The sequence below is a fragment of the Beggiatoa alba B18LD genome, assembly GCF_000245015.1.
GTDB classification, from domain to species: Bacteria; Pseudomonadota; Gammaproteobacteria; order Beggiatoales; family Beggiatoaceae; genus Beggiatoa; species Beggiatoa alba.
Window position 1 is genome coordinate 74909 of sequence record NZ_JH600070.1, and the last position, 24498, is coordinate 99406.

Consider the following 24498-nt stretch of genomic DNA (forward strand, 5'->3'; position numbering starts at 1 on the left):
ACGCATTTTAACGCGAGTACGGCGAAAAATGGCTTAAATAAAAAAAGGTTGAGAAGGATTTGGCAAATTAAAGTTCTCATCAAGTTTAGGATTAATACGAGACATCAAAGAAGGCTTATGGAGCTTCCAAGTGTAAGCAATAAGCCCCGCAATGACATTGACCATAAATCCCAAGACACTGCGATGGCGCGTATGTTCAATCTGAGTGAATGATTTAAGTTGACCGATGACGGTTTCTATCAAGGAGCGTTTTTTTAGCATTATCGTATCAAATTCACTGAGCGGCTCTTTTTTCATGTTTTTACGGACACCTGTGATTAATTCAATGCCTTGCGTTTTCAAAGTTGCCTTTAATGCTTTAACCTGAGTTCGGCGAGATTCTTTTAAAAAGACAACAGCTTGTCTGAATCAGAATTCACAAAATTTTCAGAATTAGCAGAATTAAAAAGCGTGATTCGCATTAATTTCTTGGTTTAAGGGGTTTAAATTCTGTTAATTCTGAAAATCCTGATTCAGACAATGTTTTAATCTGGTCTGGTGAATCCAGATGAAAAACAAGAGAATAATCTCTACCAGTCCTTCAAACCTTTTCGCGTGTTCCGACAGACCTGCTAGGTTTTTAAAACCTAGCAGGTCTCTGTTTTATTTTATAAAACTTGCTGAACTCAGGTTAAATAAGGTGCATTTTCGTATAAAAAACGTCTAATGCACCTCTACAAGCTACTATCTAAATTTCTCCTACCCCAATGCCTGCCGTAATAATGTCGCTAAATGTATCGGTTGTTGTCCTGTGCCTGTTTCTAGGATTTGCTGACGACAGGAGAAGCCATTGGCTAAAATAGGCGCATCGGGGTTGGCACGTAAGGCGGGTAATAGAGATTGTTCCGCCATTTGTAGCGCAATGTCTGCGTGTTCTGCTTCTAGTCCAAAACTGCCCGCCATGCCACAACAGGCGGGGTCTAAAAATTCATATTGAAAATCAGGGATGAGTTTTAGAATTTTGCGCATGGATTTCATTGCGCCGACAGCGTGTTGATGGCAATGTCCTTGTATTAGCATGGGTTTAGTTTGTCCGCTTAAGGGTTTTAAGGGCAGTTTTAAGCGTTTTGCCGTGAGTTCGCGGGCGAGAAATTCTTCAAATAAAATGGCGTGTTGTGCGACTTTTTCGGCGGTTTTGCCCAGTCCTAGTGATTTGTAGTCGTCGCGTAGGGCTAATAAACAGGGGGGTTCTAAGCCGATAATGGTGCGTCCTGCTTCGGCGTGAGGGAGTAGGATTTTTAGAACTCGTTCGGCTTCGGCTTTGGCTTCGTTGACCATGCCATGCGCAATGAAGGTGCGACCACAGCATAAGGGGCGGTCGGGTTCTGGGGTGTCGCTGATGGGTTCGGCGATGATAACGTGGTATTTCGCGCTTTGTAGAACGTGTACCGCGTCTTGAATGACGCTAGGGTCAAAGTAGCGGGTAAAGGTGTCGACGAATAGGACGACATCGCCTACTTTGTCAGGAATGGTTTCGGCGGTTTCTGGTTTGATAAAGGGGGCGTTGACGGGTTCAGGGAGGCGACGTTTCGCGCTGATACCGAAAAATTTTTCGCCGAGTGTTGCAAGCCATGTGTGGCGGTTGCGCCATGCGGGGATTTTTTTAAGCAGGTTGTAGCGGTGTAGCCAGTGGGGTGTGCTGGCAAAAAAGCGGGTACGCCATGATAATCCTGTGAGGGCATTGCGTTGGGCGAGGTATTCGACTTTTATCATTGCCATGTCGACGGCGTTTTCGCATTCGCGTTTGCAACCTTTGCAGGCAACGCATAAGTCCATGGCTTCGGCAAGGGTGGGGTCGGTAAACGGGGTGTTGCCTAGTTCACCGTTTAGGGCGGCTTTGAGAAGGCGAACACGTCCACCTGTGGAGTTGTTGACGATGTCGCTCACGCGGAAGCTGGGACACATCACGCCCTTGCCTTGTTCTTTGTTTTCGCATTGACGGCTGTTGATGCAGACGGCGACGGCTTTGGCAAAGTCTCCGCCTGTTTTGGGGATGTCGGCGTAGGCATCGCCCATGCCTGCATTTTCGTAGGCTGACCAGTCTAAATAGGTTTTCATGGGTGCAGTTTCTCTGATTGTGCGTTTATTCGTGGGGAATGGATTATTTTAAATTATGATGAGTTGGTGGCAAATATTAAACGTTGGGGGCAGGCGTTGGGCTTTCAGCAGGTGGGTATTTGTGATATTGATTTGAGCCTTGCAGAACAGCAGTTAAGTCAGTGGCTTGCGAATGCGTATCAAGGGGATATGTATTTTATGGAAAAGCACGGGCTTAAGCGGAGTCGTCCTGATTGGTTAGTGCCGAATACCTTGCGGGTGATTACGGTACGGATGGATTATTTGCCTGAGACGCAGGGGCAGATGTTGGCGCAGTTGCATCAGCTTGATAAGGCTTATATTGCTCGGTATGCCTTGGGGCGGGATTATCATAAGGTGTTGCGTCAGCGGTTGAAAGTATTGGCGGATAGGATTCGCGCGGTTGTACAGGGGGAGGAATATCGGGTGTTTGTCGATAGTGCGCCTGTGTTGGAGAAGCCGTTAGCGGAAAAGGCGGGCTTGGGGTGGATTGGAAAGCATACGAATTTGATTCATCGGCAGGCAGGTTCGTATTTTTTTCTGGGGGAAATTTATGTTGATATTCCTTTGCCTGTGGATGCGCCAACAGCGGGACATTGTGGGCGGTGTCAGACGTGTTTGACTGTGTGCCCAACGCGGGCGATTGTCGCGCCGTATCAGTTGGATGCTCGGCGGTGTATTGCGTATTTAACAATTGAGTATCGGGGGAGTATTCCTGTAGAACTACGTGCTTTAATGGGGAATCGGGTTTATGGGTGTGATGATTGTCAGTTATTTTGCCCGTGGAATCGGTTCGCGCAGTTGACGCAGGAGCAGGATTTTTTACCGCGTCAGGGTTTAGAACAAGCGTTATTAGTGGATTTATTTCAGTGGACTGAGGCGGAGTTTTTGCGCAAGACGGAGGGGAGTCCGATTCGGCGGATTGGGTATGAATGTTGGTTGCGCAATCTAGCGGTTGCATTGGGTAATGTGCCGATGACATCAGAAATTGTGCGGGTTTTACAGGCGCGTTTGCAGGTTGATTCGCCGTTAGTGCGTGAGCATGTGGTTTGGGCGTTGGCACAACATGATAAAAAATTGTCTGAATCAGGATTTTTAGGATTAACCTGATTAACAGGATTTAAAACCCTCAAATCAAAAACTAACGTGAATGACGCTTTTAAATCTTGCTAATTCACCTGAGTTCGGCGAGTTTTATAAAATAAAACAGAGACCTGCTAGGTTTTCAAAACCTAGCAGGTCTGTTGGAACACGCGAAAAGGGTTGACGGACTGGCAGAGATTATTCTCTTGTTTTTCATCAAAATTCACCAGACAAGATTACAACATTGTCTGAATCAGGATTTTCAGAATTAACAGAATTAGCGGAATTTAAAACCCTTAAACCAAAAAGTAAGATGAATCATGCTTTTTAATTCTGCTAATTCTGAAAATTTTGTGAATTCTGATTCAGACAAGCTGTTGTTTCTTTAAAAGAAACTCGCCGAACTCAGGTTAATTCTGAAAATCCTGATTCAGACAATTTGAATTTGTCTTAACACAAACTGTCATTAAATTGTCATCAAGGGGTAACAGTCCGTTGCTTACAATAGCCCGCCTCTGAAAGCCTCGTGTTGTTAATGATGAAACCTGTTACTGATATCAGTGCGCTCACCATTCCGATTAAGCCGATTACGCCTGACCATACGGTTAATGATGTCGGTGAATTGTTTTTACTCGCTGAATATAAGCCCTTTCTTTCCTTACCGATAGTTGATAATGGTCGCCCTATTGGAATAATTAGCCGTTATCAATTAATGGATATTTTTTTAAAGCTCTATGGGCGTGATATTTATGGTAAAAGTCCTATTGAGCGATTTATGAATGCGCAACCACTGCGTATTAGCCTTAGCCAATCCTTAGAAACGGCAAGCCAATATATTACGGAAAATATTAAATTTCCTATTACTGAAGACTTTGTTGTAATGTTGAATGGCGAGTATAAAGGCGTGGGCGTTGTCCTCGATTTACTGAAAGCGATGGAAAAGCGCGTAATGCAACGTACTGATGAGTTAAGCAAAGCCTATACAGCCTTGAAAAACTCTCAAATGCAATTGGTACAATCGGAAAAAATGGCTTCATTGGGGCAAATGGTGGCAGGCATTGCCCACGAGATTAATACGCCATTAGGCTACGTTCGTAATAATGTGGAAATGATGCAAGGCTTTTTCACACAAAGTCAGGATGGCATACAAGCCTATGCGCATTTGGTTCATTTATTGACCCATGAAGAGCCAGACCCCGACGCAATTGCGTCACAAGCGGAACTTGTCGACTCACTCTGTGCAACCTTCCAAGAACCAGAAATGCTTGAGGAAATGCAGAATTTATTTAAAGATTCATTATACGGGTTAGACCAGATTTCCGAAATTGTGCTTAACTTAAAAGACTTTAGCCGTTTAGACCAAGCACGTACAACTGTTGCCTGTTTAAACGAGTGTTTAGAAAGCACACTTATCATTGCAAAGAATTTAATTAAAAATCGCGTCACGATTAAAAAAGATTACGACAGCACATTGCCAAAAATCTATTGTTCGCCTTCGCAGCTAAACCAAGTCTTTTTAAATCTAATTAGCAATGCAGTACAAGCGATGAGTGAAAAAGGTACGATTTGGCTAAAAACCTTTGCTGATAAAGAGGCTGTTCATGTGATTATTCAAGATAATGGCAAAGGTATTCCCCCCGATGTGCTCCCTAAAATCTTTGACCCATTTTTTACAACAAAGCCCATCGGCGAAGGAACTGGCTTAGGATTATCAATTAGCTATCAAATTATTCAACAGCATAATGGAAAAATCCGTGTTAATTCCAAAATGGGGGTAGGAACACGTTTTACGATTAGTTTGCCCTATAAGCAAACAAAACAGTCGATTACACAACAATCATCCACAATGGTTGTTTGAAGGATTAAGTAAGATGTCAAAATCAACGCTGTTATTAGTAGATGATGAAGAGCGAATTTTGCGTTCGTTAAAAATGTTATTTCTCGCAAAATATCGTGTCTTAAGTACAACTGATGGTAACGAAGCCTTAGAGATTCTCAAAAAGGAAACCGTTCACGTCATTATTAGCGACCAACGTATGCCGATTATGTTGGGAGTGGATTTATTACGCCAAGCGAAAGAAATTGCGCCAAATACGATGCGCTTGTTACTCACAGGATATTCTGATTTACAGGCAATTGTTGGTTCTGTTAATGAAGGGGAAATTTTTCGCTATATTAATAAACCGTGGCAAACAGAAGAGCTAAAAGCAACTGTGGATAAAGCAGTAGAAATTGCTTTAAAACTTGAGCAATTACATCAAGCAAAAACCACAGATACCGTTGCAATCATGCCTACCCCTGTATTAGGACAAGCACCGCATGTGATGGTTATTGATAATGATGAGGCGATTTATAAAGAAATTCACACGTTGTTAAGCGCGACAAATCCCACACATTGGGCAACTTCTTTAGATGAAGCCTTTAATATTTTGAATAATAAGCCTATCGGTGTTGTGATTTCAGAAATTGAATTGAATGGCGAGGATATTACTGCCTCGATTAAAACGCTTAAGCAATGCAATCCCAATATTTTAACCGTTGTATTAACGTCTTTTCAGGACACTAAAGCCTTAATTGGGCTAATTAATCACGGTCAAGTCTATCGCTTTTTACCTAAGCCTATTCATAAGAGTTTATTAGCACGGAGCTTAGAAGCGACTTTAAAGCATTATCAAGTGTTGCATTTAAAACCACAGTTGTTAATGCGTCATGCGGTAGAACCAACCAAAACTGAAGAACAACAAAGTTTGTCATCACGGGTTTTAGGATTCATCCGTAAATTACGCAATCGTCCTGCACAACAACCTACGATTAATTGACCTAACCTGAGTGTTGCGAGTTTCTTTTAAAAAGGCAAGCATTTGTCTGAATCAGAATTCACAGAATTTTCAGAATTAGCAGAATTAAAAAACGTGATTCGCATTAATTTCTTGGTTTAAGGGGTTTAAATCCTGTTAATCCTGAAAATTCTGATTCAGACAAGCCGTTGTCTTTTTAAAAGAAACTCGCAAAACTCAGGTATAGTAACCGTACCATAAAGTGATTTAAATCTAGGACTGCCAGTCCTTCATATCGTTTTATAATACGTTTGCTATAGAATTAAAAAACGTGATTCGCATTAATCCCCTGCCATTTCCCGCACGACCCTTGCGCGGACACATCTTAAAATGCCGTAGTGATATTTACCGTTAAACTGTTCAAAAATTGGACGTAATGCAATTTGCCCCTCTGCACTAGATAAACACGCATCCTCAATATCATCAATAGCCTCATCGCTTAATTCTTCTCGTGAAAAAATTTGACGTAATTGAATCTTGCCTGCCTCAATGCTCATTGCCAAATGCTCATAAACAGTTGATAAAGTTAAATTACGTTGCTCGGCGATTTGTGCAGGCGTTTTACCCTCTTCTAATAACGCTTTTACGGTATAACTACTTGACATAGAAACCGTATTTGCAATCGGTTCAGTCGTTTTTTGTGGCGGTGGGGTAGAAATATCTTGATAAGTGAGCGTATGTTCTTCTAAGACATTTAAAAAAGATTGTCCATAACGTTCTAATTTACGCGCACCAACACCAGAAATACGGCTTAATGCTTGAAGACTGTCAGGGCGATGTATAACCATATCGCTTAAAGTGCTATCATGGAAAATCACATAAGGCGGGACATTTTGCGCTTGGGCAAAATCTGAACGTTTCGCTTTTAAGGCTTCCCATAAAATTAAATCTGTGCCTGTAAAAGCCGTATGCTGTTCATTACGGATTAATTTTTTCTCTGCTGTTGCGCGTGGGCTATCTTTGCGTAAGCGGATACTGGTTTCACCACGTAATAAAGGGCGAGCTTTTTCGGTTAAAAATAAACCGCCATGCCCTTCAATATCCACGCTTGCAAATCCGCCTGCAACCAGTTGGCGAAAAACAGACCGCCATTGGTCTGTACTCAATTCAGAACCAATGCCATACGTGCTTAAATACTGGTGTCCATTCTGAATAATTCTATCGATACCCTTTCCCTGTAAGACTTCTATTAAATAATTCACGCCAAAGCGTTGCCCCGTGCGGTAAATACACGACAGGGCTTTTTGTGCGACTTCTAAGCCGTCATATGTCGCTGAAGGCTCTAGGCAAGAATCACAATTGCCACAAGGTTCAACCAAATCATCACCAAAATACGCTAGTAAAACCTGACGACGACATTGCGTCGTTTCACAATAACCTAATAGAGCCTCTAATTTTTGCTGTTCTAGCCGTTTATGCTGTTCATCCGCTTCAGAATTACTTAATAATTTACGCAATAAAATCACATCTTCTAAACCATACGCCAGCCATGCGTTAGCGGGTAATCCATCGCGCCCCGCCCGCCCTGTTTCTTGATAATAGGCTTCTAAACTTTTAGGTAAGTCTAAATGTGCCACAAAACGCACGTTGGGCTTATCAATCCCCATTCCAAAGGCTATCGTTGCAACAATAACGATACCCTCTTCCCGTAAAAAACGATTTTGATGTTGTTGGCGTAATTCATTGGATAAACCCGCGTGATAGGGCAAGGCTGTCCAACCATTGACGGTGAGAAATTCCGCAACTTCTTCCACCTTTTTACGGGATAAACAATAAACAATCCCCGCATCGCCCCGATGTTCCGCATTAAGAAAACTCAATAATTGTTGACGAGCAGGAGGACGTTTTTGTGTGATGCGGTAACGAATATTTGGACGGTCAAAACCTGTGACGAAAACATGCGCATTTTCTAAGCCTAAACGGCTGATAATTTCTCGACGTGTCGGCTTATCTGCGGTTGCAGTCAACGCAATACGCGGAATATGGGGAAAACGTTCATGCAAAATAGATAAACGGGCATAATCAGGACGAAAATCGTGCCCCCATTGCGAGACACAATGCGCTTCATCAATGGCAAACAATGCTAATGGTAAACTGTCTAAAAACTCTAAAAAGCGGGGATTATTTAAGCGTTCAGGAGCAACGTAGAGTAAATCTAGCGCGTTTTGTCGCAATTGTTGGACTATCTGCCGTGTTTGTGCAGAATCTTGGCTAGAGTTAAGAAACGCCGCACGAATGCCTAATTGTAACAGGGCATCGACTTGGTCTTGCATCAAGGCAATCAGCGGGGAGATAACCACGCCAACCCCTGAACGTAGCAAAGCAGGAATTTGATAACAAAGCGATTTTCCGCCACCCGTGGGCATTAATACTAACGCATCCCCGCCTGCCATGACATGTTGAATAATGGTTTCTTGATGTCCGCGAAAATGTTCGTAACCAAAGACGCGGCGCAAAATATGAGCTGGGGTGTCATCAGACATGGGCGCAAAAAATCAGGTGTAATATATTCAGTGAATTGTAAGCACTATTCTTGTGCTTCTTCAATCCATAAGGCTTGAATCGCTTCTAAAATTTTCTCGTTAGATTTTTCTGGGTCATCATCAAACGCTTCTAATTGACAAACCCATTGATGCAAATCCATAAAATTAACATATTGTGGGTCAATATCAGCATGTTGTTCTGCTAATTGAATCGCAATTTCTTGAACATCTGTCCATTTAAGGCTCATATCAAAAACTCCTCAATCATGTGGTGAATAGGGGGAGCGGTGCAAGCAATTTAAGTGCTGTTCACTTTAACATTCCCCTCGAACCTGTTCTACTGGCATTTTTTCTGCAATCTCTAAAAAAAGACATTTTTTAGGGAATTGCTACTATGCGTAATTCTACATATATTCAAAGTACTTATCTTGCTCAAGATACTTTACGGTTAATCGGACGTTATGGGCAAGTGACTATTTTCCAGCAATATAGTTCATTAGCTGACAGAAAAACACAAACTCAAAAAGAAACGAATCCTTTCCGTGGCTTATCGACATTCTATGCACAAAATAATGCCCAGTTTTTTGGACGTGAATCATTATTAGATAAATTATGGGAGCGATTACTCAGCTTTTATGGCGAGGATGTCAATCCCTTAACCTTACGGGTTTTACCTATCATCGGCCCAAGTGGTGTCGGAAAATCGTCACTGATACAAGCGGGCTTATTACCGCAATTGGTTAATCAGCGTTATCTCCCCTTTCGGCGCGTTTGGACAGCGGTGATGAAGCCGAGCGTTCATCCTTTAAAAAATCTAGCGTCTGCTTTAGCGGGATTATATCAATGTGTTACGACAGAACGCATCGATAAAAATACGCAATTTTTTCAACAATTACAGCATAAACAAGGCTTAAGTAAGTTATTACAGACGTTTCCTGAAGCCGCTACGTCCCCTGTTTTTTTAGTCGTTGAACAATTAGAAGAGTTATACACCCATTGTCAGGATGAGAGCGAAAGAAACTTATTTATCGATAATTTATTAATGGCAGCGGCTGACCCTCAATTAAGTTTTACCCTTGTTTTAACCCTGAGGACTGATTTTTTAGCGATGACACAACATCATCATTTGCTCTATCAGACCTTAGCAACGCAATCGATATTAGTGCCAATGTTGACAAAATCGCAATTATTGCAAGTCATCAATGAACCTTTAGCAGGGAGTAGTACGCAATGGAATGTTGCAACCGTTGAGGAGTTAATTCAGCAAACCCGCCACCACGCAGAATCATTGCCCCTTTTGCAATTTACGCTTTACCGTTTATGGCATTACAAGCAACAAGGTATGTCAGAAATACAAGCCTTGAAATTATTGGGGAATACTTTACAAGATTCTGTGTCGGCAGAGGCTGAACGTTTATATCAATCTTTATCGAATCGTGAAAAATCAACCGCTCGTGCTGTGTTTTTAAAACTCTTAATTATTGATGAACAAGGAGTTTATCCGCGTCGAGTGTCGCAAGAAAGTTTAATTAATCTCACGGATACCAGTGCAACGGTTGAAGCTGTTTTAACGGCTTTCACGCAAACAGAAAGCCGTTTATTAACCGTTAATAAAGCTCATGGTCACACATTTGTAGAATTAACACATGCAATTTTATTAACCCATTGGGCGCGTTTAGTCCGTTGGATTAGTGCTTCACAACGTGATGTCTTTTTTCAGCATCGTTTTGCGGAAGCTGTTAAACAATGGGATAAAGAAAAACGCACAGCAAGCCTTTTATGGCGGTCGACAGATTTAGCTTTGTTACGCCAATATTATGCGCGGGCAAGTCATGAATTTAGTACGATTCAAGAGGCATTTTTTATCGAATCTGACCAACGACAACGTTATTTTAGTCGGTTAAAACGCTGGTTTTTTGCCAGTTTAGCCGTCTTATCTTTATCAGCATTATTAGGCATTTATGAGAAAGGCAAAACTATTGAAGAAGTTGAAAACCAATTAAGTTTAGCGTGGGAAAATGTGGAGTTAGCACAGGCAGAGCGCGACAAAGCCATTGCAGCAGAACAAAAAGCCAAAGCGGCACATAATTATTCATTTTTCCCTGACAATATTTATGCACCGCAAACAGGGTTATTATTAGCGGGCAGTGAAACTGCTCAACCTGTGATTGATCCGACAACGGATAATTGGTTAAGTGATGAACAACTCATGCAAGCCCGTTTAAAAACAGTCGCAAGCGTTGCATTAGAATTGCCATCACCGCCAAAAAACAGCATAGAAAAAAATTATGTACCTACAACAACGCCTATTATCGTGTTAGAAACGGGTGAAACGATAGATCCATTAAAAGAGTTTCCAACAGATAAATCTTATATTATCGTGCATGCTGATGAGACTAAAAAAACTGCAAAGCCTGAAACGACTCGCCCCAAAAAACCAAAGTTACGCATAGTGCCTAAACCTGTCAATAAGCCAATAGTCACACTGGCATCTGAAGAAGCTGATTTATTTGGCGCGCCCGTACATTATCAAACAATAAGCCCTAGTAAAGCAGAGAGTCATCAAACAAGCGCACCTCAAACAGCAACAACAGCCAGCAATATTCGTCAGAAGCCTATAAAACAAATGACAGTTAGTTCTAATACAGATACAAATGTAGTGAAAAATAAACCGTCTTTAACTGTACCTAAAAATAAGGAAGGATTTTTATTCTAAAAAATGGAGAAACCTTCTTGCATAGTGCATATTTAACAAAGTGTGGCATAATGATATTGAAAGACTTTTAGTAAGTTTTGGGATGGTTATTTAACAATATCTTTTTACTTAAAACCGCAGGCAATCTTGATGAATATGCACTCATTGCTGTTTTATAAAAATAAACGTTGGTTACGGACATTACGGTATTTTTTGCAAGCGAGTCGGCATAAACTAAAAATGACAAGTTGGTTACATTCACACGAACAACCCACGCGCCACATGTTGAGACAAGAAACGATTAAAAGTGCGACCGCTAATTTAAAAACTTTTCTTTATGGCTGGTTTATCTTATTTTTACTCCTCTTTTTATTGATTAGCTTTAGCCTATTAGTCAGTAAACATTTAGCCCCTCATTTATCCCTAGAGGGATTTTTCTTTTTATATCAAAATCCCTTTGTGACTGAACAACATCTTTTATCTAAATGAACTCATTAGAACCTGTTATAACGCATTCTCATTGAGGAGCGACACCAGCTATACTATAACGTCAAAGTGTGTACCGAGCGATTTTAGAGGATATTATGTGTAATACATGCGGATGTAACGTAACAGCAGGCAATGAGCATCTGATTCAAGGAACAGGCAAATTAGCCAAAACGGAAGATGGCAAAGTTGCTGTTCAAGTGTTACAAAATTTATTATCAGAAAATGATCATCAAGCCTTGCATAATCGTGAGCATTTTGATGAGCATGGCATTTTAGTCATTAATTTAATGTCTTCTCCCGGTGCGGGAAAAACGGCATTATTAGAAAAAACAATTGAAAGTTTAAAAGATAGTCTCAGAATTGCCGTGATTGAGGGCGATTTAGAAACAGAAAACGATGCTGAACGTATTAGACAGAAAGGTGTCCCCGCTGTACAAATCGTCACAGGTACTGCCTGCCATTTAGATGCCCATCTCGTTCATCAAGCTGTGCATCAACTAGACTTAAGCCAACTAGATATATTGTTTATTGAAAATGTAGGAAACCTAGTATGTCCTGCCAGTTTTGACTTAGGACATCATCGCAATGTTACCTTGCTGTCTGTTACAGAAGGCGACGACAAACCCGCTAAATATCCCGTTATGTTCCGCGCTGCGGACGTGATGTTGCTCACCAAAGTAGATTTACTCCCCTTTTTAGACGACTTCGACCCGCAAGCGGCAGAATATCATCTCCGTCACCTCGCTAACCACGCCCCGTTTTTGCCCCTGTCGGCTAAAAAAGGCATTGGCATACAAGCATGGATTGCATGGCTACAGCATGAACTACACGCACAACGAGAACGTTTAAAAGCAGGTAGAACCGCGCGTCCTGCCATACAACCCGATGGGTCTAGAATCCACACCCATCATCATGACCATGTCCATACAGGACATCAACATACACATGCAGATGGTACAACCCATACCCATCTTTAAAAACGGGGAATAATCCCCCACTATCTGACTCACTATTATTGGGAATAATGAAGGACTTATAATCCTAGATTTTACTCATATTTCGTGACACTACGCTTAACACGATTGTTTTTTCTACTATCCAATGAGGATTATGATAATGCTAAAGCAGTTTCAACAAAGTTTGTTAGGTATTGCTGTTGCTTGTACGCTTTCTAGCGCAGCATATGCGGCAGAAGATAAAGTGCTGCATATTTACAACTGGTCAGACTACATTGCTGAAGACACAGTTGCTAATTTTGAAAAAGAAACTGGCATTAAAGTCGTTTATGATGTGTTTGATAGTAACGAAGTATTAGAAGCCAAGCTCATGACGGGCAAAACAGGCTTTGATATCGTAGTCCCTTCCGCCGCCCCCTACTTAGGCAGACAAATCGTTGCAGGCGTTTATCAACCCTTAGATAAAAGCAAATTAAGCAATTACAAAAACCTCGACCCCGTTGTTCTAAAAAGCCTAGAAGCGGTTGACCCCGAAAATAAATTTGCAATTCCCTACTTATGGGGAACAACAGGCATAGGCTACAACCCTGAAAAAGTCAAAGCGGCATTAGGCGAAAACGCCCCCGTTGATAGCTGGGATTTAGTATTTAAACCTGAAAACTTAGAAAAACTCTCCAAATGTGGCGTTTATTTCCTAGACACCCCAACCGAAGTTTTTCCCATTGTCTTAAATTACTTGGGTAAAGAGCCATTAAGCGAAAACTCTGACGACTACACCAAAATTGTGCAGCCGTTCATGTTAAAACTGCGTCCCTTTATCACTAATTTCCACTCTTCTGAATACATCAACGCCTTAGCCAATGGTGATATTTGCGTCGCTGTTGGCTGGTCTGGTGACGTATTACAAGCAGCCGACCGTGCGGCTGAAGCCAACAAAGGCGTTAAAGTTGAATACAGCGTTCCCAAAGAAGGGACAATTATGTGGGTTGACATGATGGCAATCCCTAAAGATGCCAAAAACTCTGAAGCAGCCCTGAAATTCCTAGATTTCATCCTCCGTCCTGAAGTCATTGCAGGCGTTAGCAACTTTGTTCATTACGCTAACCCAAATCCAGCTTCTTTAGAAAAAGTTGCGGATGAAGTGAAAAACAATAAAGGAGTTTTCCCTGCTGAAGACGTGAAGAAAAAATTATTTATGTTAAAGATTCTGCCCCAAAAAACCGAACGGACTTTAACCCGTGTTTGGACGACTATCAAAACGGGCAAATAATCGCAACACCTGACACATTTATCAGGTATAGCGAATTATCTGCTTATTATCCCCCCAGCGATGGGGGGATTTTTTTTGTAAGCGTTTCAAGTAACCTGAATTCTGCGAACCTGAGTTCGGCGATATTTATAAAATAAAACAGATACCTGCTAGGTTTTAAAAACCTAGCAGGTCTTTTTTTGTCTGAATCAGAATTCACAGAATTTTCAGAATTAGCAGAATTAAAAACATAATTTTTTATTCTTTTAATTTTCTTGTCTTTTTAATTCTGAAAATTCTGATTCAGACAAGCTGTTGTCTTTTTAAAAGAAACTCGCCGAACTCAGGTTATTTTACAAGGATAGGAGGTTTTCTTCCCGCCTCCTGCTTTACCCCGCTACGTGGGGAAAAGAAAAAAGAGGCAATCGCTTCAGCGATTGCACTCCGCCTTAATCTTTGCTTGTGCTAAACAAGTCTTAAAGCATTTGCCTGAATCAGAATTTTCAGGATTAGCAGGATTTAAAAGTGTTATTCGTGTTAGCTTTTGGTTTGAGGGTTTTAAATCTTGTTAATCCTGATTTAGACAGTTTTTTAATCTTACGGAAAAAAATAATTTATCCAATTAAAATAGCTGAAACTATTTTACACCTAAAAATACAGCAATCCTCTATAACCATCTGTTTTAATTTTTTAATTTCGCATAACTGAGATTAGAATAACCTTCATAAAGTAAAACAAACCAATAGTTATGTTTTTAAAATTTGACTCATTTATGCCTAGAATAAGCACTCCACAATTATTCTTAATTTATTACGTCAGCACTATTTATGAGCAAATCTATTGAAAAAAAAGCGACTTCTCAACAAGTCCGTGTTCGTTATGAGCAAACAACTGCTATTTATGCATCTCAATTTGTATTGAGTGTGGCAGGGGAAGAGGTGATTATTAATTTTTCTTCGGGCAGTTTGCCTGACCCTGTAACAGGGGAAGCGCATTTGCCCGTACATACTCGTATCGCGTTATCACCGGAGGGCGCGAAACGCTTGGTTAATTTGCTAAATCAAGCTTTAGCCAGCAATAACAATAGTGAAACGGGTTCTAGCGGAGCCGCTCGCCTACCGACTTTAAATAGCTAATTTTATGCAAGTATCTCCCGTTGACTTATTAACCCTACATACGCAATTACAGCAATTACGCGATAAGCAGAACGAGCGCGAAGCGTGGTTGCTGGAGTTGTTACAGTTATTATTAGGTTTAACCAATGCCGCTGGGGCAGCTTATGCCTTGCCTGATAAAACAACGGGACTATTAGTGCTTGCACCGCGCATTTTGTCGCGTCAAGCCTTAAGCTGGCGGGCGGATTTAGAAAACTTATTATTGCAAGAGATGCAACAGGCTTGTGAGCAAAACCGCGTCCGCTTAACGCAGTTAGACCAACATCGGCAAATTTGGTTAATCGCTGCTCCCGTACCACAAGCGCAGAAGCAGGAAGCGATTTCCCTCGTGTTGTTATTGGGCGGTTATCAGTCTTTAGAAACGTTTGTAACGATTTTACAGTTAGTCGCAGGTTATGCAGGTATTGATCAGTTACAATCCCGCTCGCAACAACAAATTCTACAGTTATTCATAGAGTTGTTACATGTTGGACAGGTCACACAAGCCCAACAGCATTTATTAACGCGCTTACAGCATTTATGCAATTGTCAGCGGGTTATTTTAGGGTATCGCCAAGGACATCATTGTCGAATTCAAGCGATGTCAGAAATCGCCGAATTACCCAAACAAGTCGATTTAGGCTATGCCTTAGAATCCTTAATGGATGAAACCGCAGAGAAGCGACAAGCCATTATTGCCACAACAGGCGATGCCCATCGAATTTCCCCCCATGCGCAAAAAATTCTGGGTTTAACCGCAACGCAACAAGTGTGGAGTTTACCGCTAGCGCATCATCAAAAATTGCCAGTGCAATATGTCTTAGTCCTTTTGTGGGCAAGTCCGCCAGATCCAACGGTTACACCATTATTAATGCAGTTAAGTCACACATTAGGCATTGCTTTAACGACCTTACGGCGGATTAAACAACGGCGATGGCACGCGACGCTTAACACGTTAAAACGGCGGTTTTTCTGGGGCTTGGGGATAGCCGTGTTGTTATTTGTGCCGTTATGGATTCCTGTCACCCATTCTATTGCGGGAAAAGTGACGTTACAGCCCGATACCCGTCGTTTTATAACCGCGCCTTTTGCGGGAATTTTAAAAGCAACGCATCATGAAGCGGGCGACGTGGTGAAAGCGGGCGATGTATTAGCGCAATTAGATGAACGCGAAATTCAATTAGAATTAACCAGCTTAACCGCTGAACGGAATCGTTTAGCAAAACAAAAAGATGCCAGTGCCGCCGCTAAAGATACTGTTGCGACACAATTAGCACAATTGGAAAAAGAACGCGCAGAATCGCAAATTGCCCTTTTAGAATATCGAATTGCCAATTTAGACATTAAAAGCCCGATTGATGGTTTAGTAGTCAGCGGTGATTTACAACGGGTACAAGGCAGCCCCGTCGATAAAGGACAAAGCTTATTTGAAGTCGCGCCTTTAGAAACTATGCGCGTCGAGTTGGCTATTCCTGCGGAAGATATTGCCTATATTCGTCCTGACATGCCTTTAAGCATAGAATTAGATGCTTACCCGCAACAACAGTGGCAATTAAACGTGCAACGCATTCAACCGCGTGCGACTGTCCGCGATAGTGAAGCCGTGTTTATTGTTGAAACGACTTTAACCAATACGGACAATAAATTAAGAGCAGGTATGAAAGGCGATGGCAAAATTGCAGCAGATGCACAACCTTTGGGATGGGTGTTATTTCATAAAGTCTGGGAAAAGGTTTTACGATGGCTATATTAATCGATACATCGCCCGCTACAGCAGAAACGCCCGCCTCTGTTAGCAATGCTCAAGCCGCGCCGCAGGCAATGAATTTAAAATTACGTCTGCGTGATGACTTAAGTTTTACCTTTCAAAGCTATGGCGAACGTCCCTGCTATCTGATTGAAGACAGTTTATATGGAAACTACTTTCAAATTGGTGTTGTCGAATACGCTTTTATTCAACAACTAGATGGCGAACAAAGCGTCGAACAAGCGGTGCAAGTCGCGCCCGAATTAGAGAGCCAACAAATTCAACAGATTTGTTACTGGCTCATCCATTCCCAACTGGTTTATGTCTGGAATGCCGAAAAACAAATCTGGTTTTTACCCAAACCGCCTCACGACAAAGTACAAGCATGGGCAGGGCGATTAAATACCCTTTTCATTAAAATTCCCTTGGGCAGTCCTGACCGCTGGTTAAATCGCTTACTGCCTTATACGCGCTGGCTTTTAGGCGTGCCCTTCTTCCTACTTTGGCTCTTGATTTGCGGGACAGGGCTTTATCTTGTGATGGCGCAATTTGACCGCTTTGTGCATAGCGCGAGCAGTCTCCTTCTGCCTCATAATGCCTTTTGGCTACTGATTGCATGGATTATCGTGAAAGTGCTACACGAAACTGCGCACGGACTCGTCTGCAAAAAATACGGCGGTTATATTCATAATGCAGGCATCATGCTGATTTTATTCATCCCGATTGGCGCGTATATGAACGCCAACGCCAGCTGGCGACTAACTTCACGCTGGCAACGGATGCACGTTTCTGTTGCAGGCATGTACGCTGAACTCTTTATTGCAGGAATTGCCGCATGGATTTGGGCGCAAACAGAAACAGGCGTGCTCAATTACTTAAGCTACAACATCGTCATTATTACCAGCATTTCCACCCTACTTTTTAACGCCAACCCCCTGATGCGCTTTGACGGTTACTACATTCTAAGCGACCTCCTGAATATCCCAAATCTCTACCTATCAGGACAACGCTACATCCGTTACCTCAACCACCGCTATATTCAAGGGCGCACCATTACACCACCACAATGGAAACCTGAACACACCCCCCTGATTAAAACCTATGCCATTGCCTCCCTCATTTGGCGATGGGTGGTTATTATTGGCTTACTGGTTGCCGCGAATCACCTTTTTTATGGCGCGGGCATTCTCATTGCGACCATGGCAGGTATCAGCGTGCTCATTCTTCCCCTGATTCGTTTTAGCATGAGTTTACACAAAGACCCCCAACGCGGGGCGGTACTACGTCACTTAAGCCTACTCTTTCTTTTCGTAAGCCTTGCCAGCCTATTACTACTGACCCAAGTTCACTGGTCGCGCACACTCACCGCCCCCGCTGTGTTTGATTACGCCAACGCACAAATTGTCCGCACAGAAACCGCAGGATTTATTAAAAAAATTCACGTTAAAACAGGGGATATTGTCGCAAAAGATGACATACTGCTTGAACTAGATAACCCTGATTTATATCAAGAAGAAAAAGACTTAGCCCTACAAATTCAACATCGAGAACTACGCCGTCAACACGCCATCACACAAGGACAACTAAGCGATGCACAAGGCGAAATTGAAAAACTACAAGATTTACAACATCAATACCAAGAAAAACAACTACAAATTGCCAGTCTAACCCTGAAAGCCAATCAAGCGGGGACTATTATCGCCCCTGATTTAAGAGATTTACTCGGCGTTTACACCCAACGCGGGACAGAAGTACTAACCCTTGCAAACCCTCAAGCCCTAGAACTCAAGGCATCCATTCCCCAAACCGACATCGACGCATTTCGGGCATATGAAGGGCAAACCGTACAAATTTACCGCCATAGCCAACCCTTACACACCTTTAACGCAACCTTAAGCCGTGTCAACCCCAGCGCGAGCCAAACCATTCTACACCCTGCGTTAACCGTTTTAGCGGGTGGAGAACTCCCCGTTAAACCTAAAACCCAACAAAGCGAACGCGACTCTTCCGCGAAAAAAGACAATAGCGATAACTATGAATACCTCGCCCCCCGCTTTACCGCGACCATCGCATTATCTACAGACATTCCCAAAAATATTTATGCAGGCGAAACTGCGACGATTTATCTCGCCAGCCCACCCCAAAGTTTAGGGGAATTATTATGGATAGGAATAGAACGGTATATAAAACGCTTGCAGAGTCAGGCGACGTAATTTTGTGATGAGTGATGCCAATAAGTTGGGTTTTACGGGTTAATATTTAAGTAAAATATTGTCTTTATTTAAAAAACTGGGTGATTTATAAAATTTTACAAACACAAGATATTAAACGCACTATAAAACGATGTGAAGGACTGCCAGTCCTAAATTTAAATCACTTTATGGTACGTTTACTATAGGTTTTGAAAACCTAGCAGGTCTGTGGAAACACGTGAAAAGGGTTGACCTTAAAGATTAAAACACTGTCTGAATCAGGATTTTCAGAATTAACAGAATTTAAAACACTAAAAACAAAACAATATTAATCTTTTTAATTCTGCTAATCCTGAAAATTCTGTGAATTCTGATTCAGACAGGCTGTTGTCTTTTTAAAAGAAACTCGCCGAACTCAGGTTAGTTTATCTACTTTAATATCACCACTTCTTTAGCACTACCCCTATTTTTTCCTATCTTGATTTCTGTCGTTATCAGAAGCATGTCTTTTATTTCAACATAAATAAAAACGAGGAGAGGGAACATGTCTTTAAGTCTGGAAACACAAGCAACTGAATTGTTGCAGAAAATCTTAAATGATTTACAACGAAATTTCCCACCCTACGAATACTCGCAGTTAAAAACATTTATCGAGTATTTCTTCAACTTCTTAACCCCTGAGGATGTTTTAGAGCGAGGAAGCCTCATTGATTTATATGGGGCAGTGGTTTCTTATTGGCAATTTGCGCGACAACGTCAATGTGATGAAGTAAAAATCCGTGTATTTAATCCACAATTTGAACAAGATGGCTGGCAATCACAACACACGATTATCAGTATCTTAGTACGGGATAGACCTTTTTTAGTCGACTCAGTGCAGATGGCATTAAATCGAATGGGAATCACGATTTATTTAATTGCTCATCCGATTTTATGCGTAGATAGAGATGATGATGGTAATTTAATTGATGTTTATCCAATCGCGCCTTTTAATAGTGAGAGCGAGAAAGAAGACGGGAGCGCGGATTGTTATGAATCGATTATGCATATCGAGATTGACCGACATACGGATGTTGCAACTTTAGCGAAGATTCAGCAAGCCTTAACCAGTGTGTTGCAAACCTTACGCGCCGTTGTGGAAGACTGGAAACCCATGTATCTGCAAATGCAACGCATCATCGATGCTTTAGCAAAAACGCCACCACCTCGCCTTGACTCTGTTGAAGTGAATGAAACAAAAGCCTTTTTAGAGTGGTTACAAGCTGACCATTTCACCTTTTTAGGCTATCGTGAATATAAATTAGTGAAACGCGACGGCGAGGACGAATTGCGCGTTGTTGCAGGTTCTGGCTTAGGCATTTTACGAGAAGAATCAGCCGTTGAACGGGTTTCTAAAGGTTTTCATGAATTACCGCCCGCTTTGCGTCAATTAGCCAGTCAAGCGCAATTGTTATTATTGACAAAAGCCAGTTCTCGTTCTGCGATTCATCGCGCTAGTTATATGGATTATGTCGGCGTGAAGCAATTTAATGAGCAAGGCGATGTGATTGGCGAACGGCGATTTATCGGGCTTTATACAGCAGCCTTGTATCATTTAAGCACATTGCACATTCCCTTATTGCATCGCAAAGTGCGCCAAGTGATTGAGCAAGCAGGATTTCGTCCCAATAGTCATCAACAGCGAAAATTATTAACGATTTTAGAAACCTATCCGCGCGATGAGTTACTACAAATCGATATTGGCGAATTATTACGCATCGCTATGGGCATTCTGCGCTTACAAGAACGTCAACGGGTGCGCTTGTTTGTCCGTCCAGATACCTATAAACGCTTTTACGCCTGCTTAGTCTTTGTCCCCCGTGACCGTTATGATTCGAATGTGCGAGAACGGATGCAAGCAGTGTTAATGAAAGTGTTTCAAGGGAATAGTATTGATTTTACAGTGAATTTATCAGAATCGGTATTAGCCCAAGTGCATTTAGTCGTACACACCAGCGCGACGGTAACGCCAAGCTACGACGTAAAAGAAATAGAAGCGCAATTAGTTGATATTATTCGCGGTTGGGAGGATGTGTTAAATACCACGTTGTTAGACATGCACGGCGAAGAAAAAGGCACGCAGTTATTCCGTCGTTATCATGCTGCTTTTTCCAGTGCTTATCGAGAAAACTTCCGCCCACGTCATGCTGCTTATGACATTGAAAAGTTAGAACGGTTATGCACCGATGAAAACTTGGTGATGCACTTATACAAACCGTTGGAAGCATTAGACAATTCTTTGCGCTTCAAACTGTTTCATTTAGACAAACATTTACCGTTATCCGATGTCTTGCCTATGCTGGAAAACATGGGCGTGAAAGTTATCAGTGAAGATGCATATGAAATTAATGTATCTGAACAGCCTATCATGTGGATTCAGGATTTTGGGCTGACCCACACACAAGCGACAACGCTCGATATTAAACAGTTAAATCAAGCCTTTCAAGAAACCTTTAAACGGGTTTGGTCGGGCGATATTGAAAACGACGGCTTTAACCGTTTAGTCCTGCATCCTGCATTAACATGGCGCGATATTGTCATGTTCCGCGCTTATTACAAATATATACGCCAAGCGGGAACGACTTTCAGCCAAGCGTATATCGAGCAGACTTTATTCAATAATTTACCGATTACCTATCTACTCTCACAGCTATTTCATGCCCGCTGTAATCCCGAACAAGTCAATGCAAACCAAGTTGAAACCCTGTTAAAACAACTAGAAACTGCCCTCGATAGCGTTGTCAGCTTGGATGAAGACCGTATTTTGCGCAAATTCCTTGCGGTGATACAAGCAACGCTCCGTACTAACTTTTTCCAGCAAGACGCAGAAGGCGAGCCTAAACCCTACTTATCTTTTAAAGTTGACCCGCACAAAATTCCCGATTTGCCAGAACCCCGCCCCCTGTTTGAAATCTTTGTGTATTCCCCCCGTATGGAAGGGATACACCTACGTGGTGGCAAAGTTGCACGCGGGGGCATTCGCTGGTCAGACCGTTTAGAAGATTTCCGCACCGAAGTGTTAGGCTTAGTCAAAGCACAAATGGTGAAAAACGCCATTATCGTTCCTGTTGGCTCTAAAGGCGGATTTGTCTGCAAACGTCCCCCCACTGAAGGCGGACGCGAAGCAGTACAAGCGGAGGGTATTGCCTGCTATAAAACCTTAATTCGTGGGCTATTAGATTTAACTGATAACTTAGTCGACAATAAAATCGTGCCACCGCCTAACATCATCCGTCACGATGAAGACGACCCTTATTTAGTTGTTGCAGCCGACAAAGGCACGGCAACCTTCTCCGATATTGCAAACGGACTTTCCAAAGAATACGGCTTTTGGTTAGGTGATGCTTTCGCCTCGGGTGGCTCTGCGGGATATGACCATAAAAAAATGGGGATTACAGCGCGGGGCGCGTGGGAATCCGTTAAACGTCATTTCCGTGAACTGGGCATTGATACCCAAAGCCAAAATTTTACCGTTATTGGTATTGGCGACATGTCGGGCGATGTCTTTGGCAATGGCATGTTACTATCACGCCATATCCGCCTAGTTGCCGCATTTAACCATCAACATATCTTTTTAGACCCAAATCCCGACCCTGAAACCAGCTTTCAAGAACGCGAACGCTTATTTAACCTACCACGCTCCACATGGGGAGACTACAACAGCCAACTGATTTCTAAAGGTGGAGGGATACACTCACGCAGTGTTAAATCCATCGTTTTAACCCCCGAAATTCGCAATTTACTGGGCATTCAAACCTACGCGCTCACCCCCAATGAACTCATTCGCGCCATTTTATGCGCCCCAGTCGACTTACTCTGGAATGGTGGCATTGGTACATATGTAAAAGCAACGATTGAACACCACAGCGATGTTGGCGACCGCACCAACGACAACCTACGAGTCAACGGGCAAGACTTACGCTGTAAAGTCGTTGGCGAAGGGGGCAATTTAGGCTTTACCCAACGTGGACGCATAGAATACGCCCTTGCAGGCGGACGGCTAAACACCGATGCAATTGACAACTCAGGCGGGGTTGACTGCTCCGACCACGAAGTCAATATAAAAATTCTTCTCAACGCCATCGTCAACAACGGTGACATGACCGCCAAACAACGCGACCAACTTCTTGCAGAAATGACCGAATCTGTTGCACAACTCGTCCTCCGCAACAACTATCTACAAACCCAAGCCCGCAGTTTATCGCTACTCCTTGCCCCCTCCTTACTCGACGTACAAGCCCGATTTATCCGCGACTTAGAAAGTAAAGGACGACTAGCCCGCGAACTAGAATTTTTACCCAATGACAAAGTCATTAGCGAACGACGGGCGCAAGGCATCGGCTTAACCGCACCAGAAATTGCCGTTCTACTCGCCTACAGCAAAATTACCCTATACGACGCACTGCTTGCATCCGACGTGCCTGACGACCCCTACTTACACAGCATTCTGCTTAACTACTTCCCGCCCCAACTGCCAGAACGCTTTGATAAAGAAATTCGGCAACACCGTTTAAAACGCGAAATCATTGCGACTGAACTCACCAATATGCTGGTTAATCGTGGCAGTAGCGTGTTTGTTTTCCTACTCCAAGAAGGCACAGGCTTTCCCATAGCCGACATCGCCCGCGCTTTTCGCGTTGCATGGGACGTATTCGACATGAAAAGCCTCTGGGCAGAGATAGAAAGCCTAGACGGCAAAATTACAACCGCCGTGCAATACAGCATGATGCTAGACGCACGCAAACTCATCGACCGCTCCGCCCGCTGGTTACTACGCAATCACCGCGTACCGCTCAACATGCAAGAAATGGTGAGCGCGTTACGACCCGGAGTTAAACGCCTTTCCAGCATCTTATGGGACATCATCACCCCACAAGAACGGCAAAGTCTCAACGAAAAGCACGAACAACTGATTAATTCAGGCGTACCAACAGATACCGCGCAACGGATAATCAGCCTAGAAATGCAATTTTCCGCCCTAGACATCGTCGAAGTGACCAATGCCACCTCGATACACTTCACCGACGAAAATGCTTTTCATCAACGCCTTGCCCATGTTGGACAACTTCACTTTTTACTGGGAACACAACTACAATTGCATTGGCTACGCGACTGCATGACGGCTCTACCACGGGACAACCGCTGGTCATCCCTATCGCGCTCCTCATTACGCGATGAACTTTTTCGCACCCACCGCGAATTAACCATTGCCGTACTTGCGCAAGAAACCACAGAACTATTAAGTGCTCAAGCCCTGTATGAACGTTGGAAAACACACAACGAACTGGGGATTAACCGCTGTTTAACCCTGTTAGCAGACTTAAATCATCAAGAAAAAATTGATTTAGCCATGCTATCCGTCGCATTACGAGAAATTAGAAGTGTTTTATAATTAACGCGAGTGGCGAAAACCTTTTAGAATTTTTCAACTAAAAAATGTAGGGTGGAATAGCGAAGCG

The 24498-nt window shown here is 42.6% G+C and carries 14 protein-coding genes and 1 pseudogene; 11 read left to right on the forward strand and 4 right to left on the reverse strand.

The window, feature by feature from the left end:
• Positions 1-33 precede the first annotated feature (33 nt).
• Positions 34-360 (reverse strand): annotated as a pseudogene (locus tag BEGALDRAFT_RS00365) (transposase); the annotation flags it as partial.
• A gap of 378 nt (positions 361-738) precedes the next feature.
• A complete protein-coding gene (locus tag BEGALDRAFT_RS00370) occupies positions 739-2097 on the reverse strand; it encodes a (Fe-S)-binding protein (RefSeq protein WP_002682522.1) in 1359 nt (452 codons plus the stop codon).
• A gap of 66 nt (positions 2098-2163) precedes the next feature.
• Between BEGALDRAFT_RS00370 and queG the strand changes: the two genes are divergently transcribed.
• From queG to BEGALDRAFT_RS00385, 3 genes are all read left to right on the forward strand, one after another.
• Positions 2164-3225, forward strand: coding sequence for a tRNA epoxyqueuosine(34) reductase QueG (queG, locus tag BEGALDRAFT_RS00375; RefSeq protein ID WP_002682524.1), 1062 nt, complete (start codon positions 2164-2166; stop codon positions 3223-3225).
• A gap of 508 nt (positions 3226-3733) precedes the next feature.
• On the forward strand, positions 3734-5056 hold the full coding sequence (locus BEGALDRAFT_RS00380; RefSeq protein ID WP_002682527.1) for an ATP-binding protein: 1323 nt from the start codon (positions 3734-3736) through the stop codon (positions 5054-5056).
• A 13-nt stretch (positions 5057-5069) separates the two neighbouring features.
• The gene (locus BEGALDRAFT_RS00385; RefSeq protein ID WP_002682532.1) at positions 5070-6017 is read left to right on the forward strand and encodes a response regulator; all 948 of its coding nucleotides are present in this window, start codon (positions 5070-5072) and stop codon (positions 6015-6017) included.
• A gap of 299 nt (positions 6018-6316) precedes the next feature.
• Here the strand turns inward: BEGALDRAFT_RS00385 and recQ are convergent, their stop codons facing one another.
• Positions 6317-8518 (reverse strand): DNA helicase RecQ, encoded by a 2202-nt coding sequence (recQ, locus tag BEGALDRAFT_RS00390; RefSeq protein ID WP_002682534.1) that lies wholly within the window; start codon positions 8516-8518, stop codon positions 6317-6319.
• Between the two features lie 44 nt (positions 8519-8562).
• A complete protein-coding gene (gene iscX / locus BEGALDRAFT_RS00395) occupies positions 8563-8766 on the reverse strand; it encodes a Fe-S cluster assembly protein IscX (protein ID WP_002682536.1) in 204 nt (67 codons plus the stop codon).
• Between the two features lie 146 nt (positions 8767-8912).
• Between iscX and BEGALDRAFT_RS00400 the strand changes: the two genes are divergently transcribed.
• From BEGALDRAFT_RS00400 to BEGALDRAFT_RS00435, 8 genes are all read left to right on the forward strand, one after another.
• The gene (locus tag BEGALDRAFT_RS00400; protein ID WP_002682539.1) at positions 8913-11234 is read left to right on the forward strand and encodes an ATP-binding protein; all 2322 of its coding nucleotides are present in this window, start codon (positions 8913-8915) and stop codon (positions 11232-11234) included.
• A gap of 129 nt (positions 11235-11363) precedes the next feature.
• Positions 11364-11702 (forward strand): hypothetical protein, encoded by a 339-nt coding sequence (locus BEGALDRAFT_RS00405; RefSeq protein WP_002682541.1) that lies wholly within the window; start codon positions 11364-11366, stop codon positions 11700-11702.
• Between the two features lie 95 nt (positions 11703-11797).
• On the forward strand, positions 11798-12679 hold the full coding sequence (hypB, locus tag BEGALDRAFT_RS00410; RefSeq protein ID WP_002682543.1) for a hydrogenase nickel incorporation protein HypB: 882 nt from the start codon (positions 11798-11800) through the stop codon (positions 12677-12679).
• A gap of 139 nt (positions 12680-12818) precedes the next feature.
• Positions 12819-13928, forward strand: coding sequence for an extracellular solute-binding protein (locus tag BEGALDRAFT_RS00415; RefSeq protein WP_002682550.1), 1110 nt, complete (start codon positions 12819-12821; stop codon positions 13926-13928).
• An 806-nt stretch (positions 13929-14734) separates the two neighbouring features.
• Positions 14735-15043, forward strand: coding sequence for a DUF3467 domain-containing protein (locus tag BEGALDRAFT_RS00420; RefSeq protein WP_002682552.1), 309 nt, complete (start codon positions 14735-14737; stop codon positions 15041-15043).
• Between the two features lie 4 nt (positions 15044-15047).
• Complete coding sequence (locus BEGALDRAFT_RS00425; protein WP_002682554.1) at positions 15048-16814, forward strand: efflux RND transporter periplasmic adaptor subunit; 1767 nt, start codon at positions 15048-15050, stop codon at positions 16812-16814.
• Positions 16802-19021 (forward strand): efflux RND transporter periplasmic adaptor subunit, encoded by a 2220-nt coding sequence (locus tag BEGALDRAFT_RS00430; RefSeq protein ID WP_002682556.1) that lies wholly within the window; start codon positions 16802-16804, stop codon positions 19019-19021. The genes BEGALDRAFT_RS00425 and BEGALDRAFT_RS00430 overlap by 13 nt, the downstream gene beginning before the upstream one ends.
• Positions 19022-19544: 523 nt before the next feature.
• Positions 19545-24431, forward strand: a complete 4887-nt coding sequence (locus BEGALDRAFT_RS00435; RefSeq protein WP_002682557.1) for an NAD-glutamate dehydrogenase — start codon at positions 19545-19547, stop codon at positions 24429-24431.
• Positions 24432-24498 lie beyond the last annotated feature (67 nt).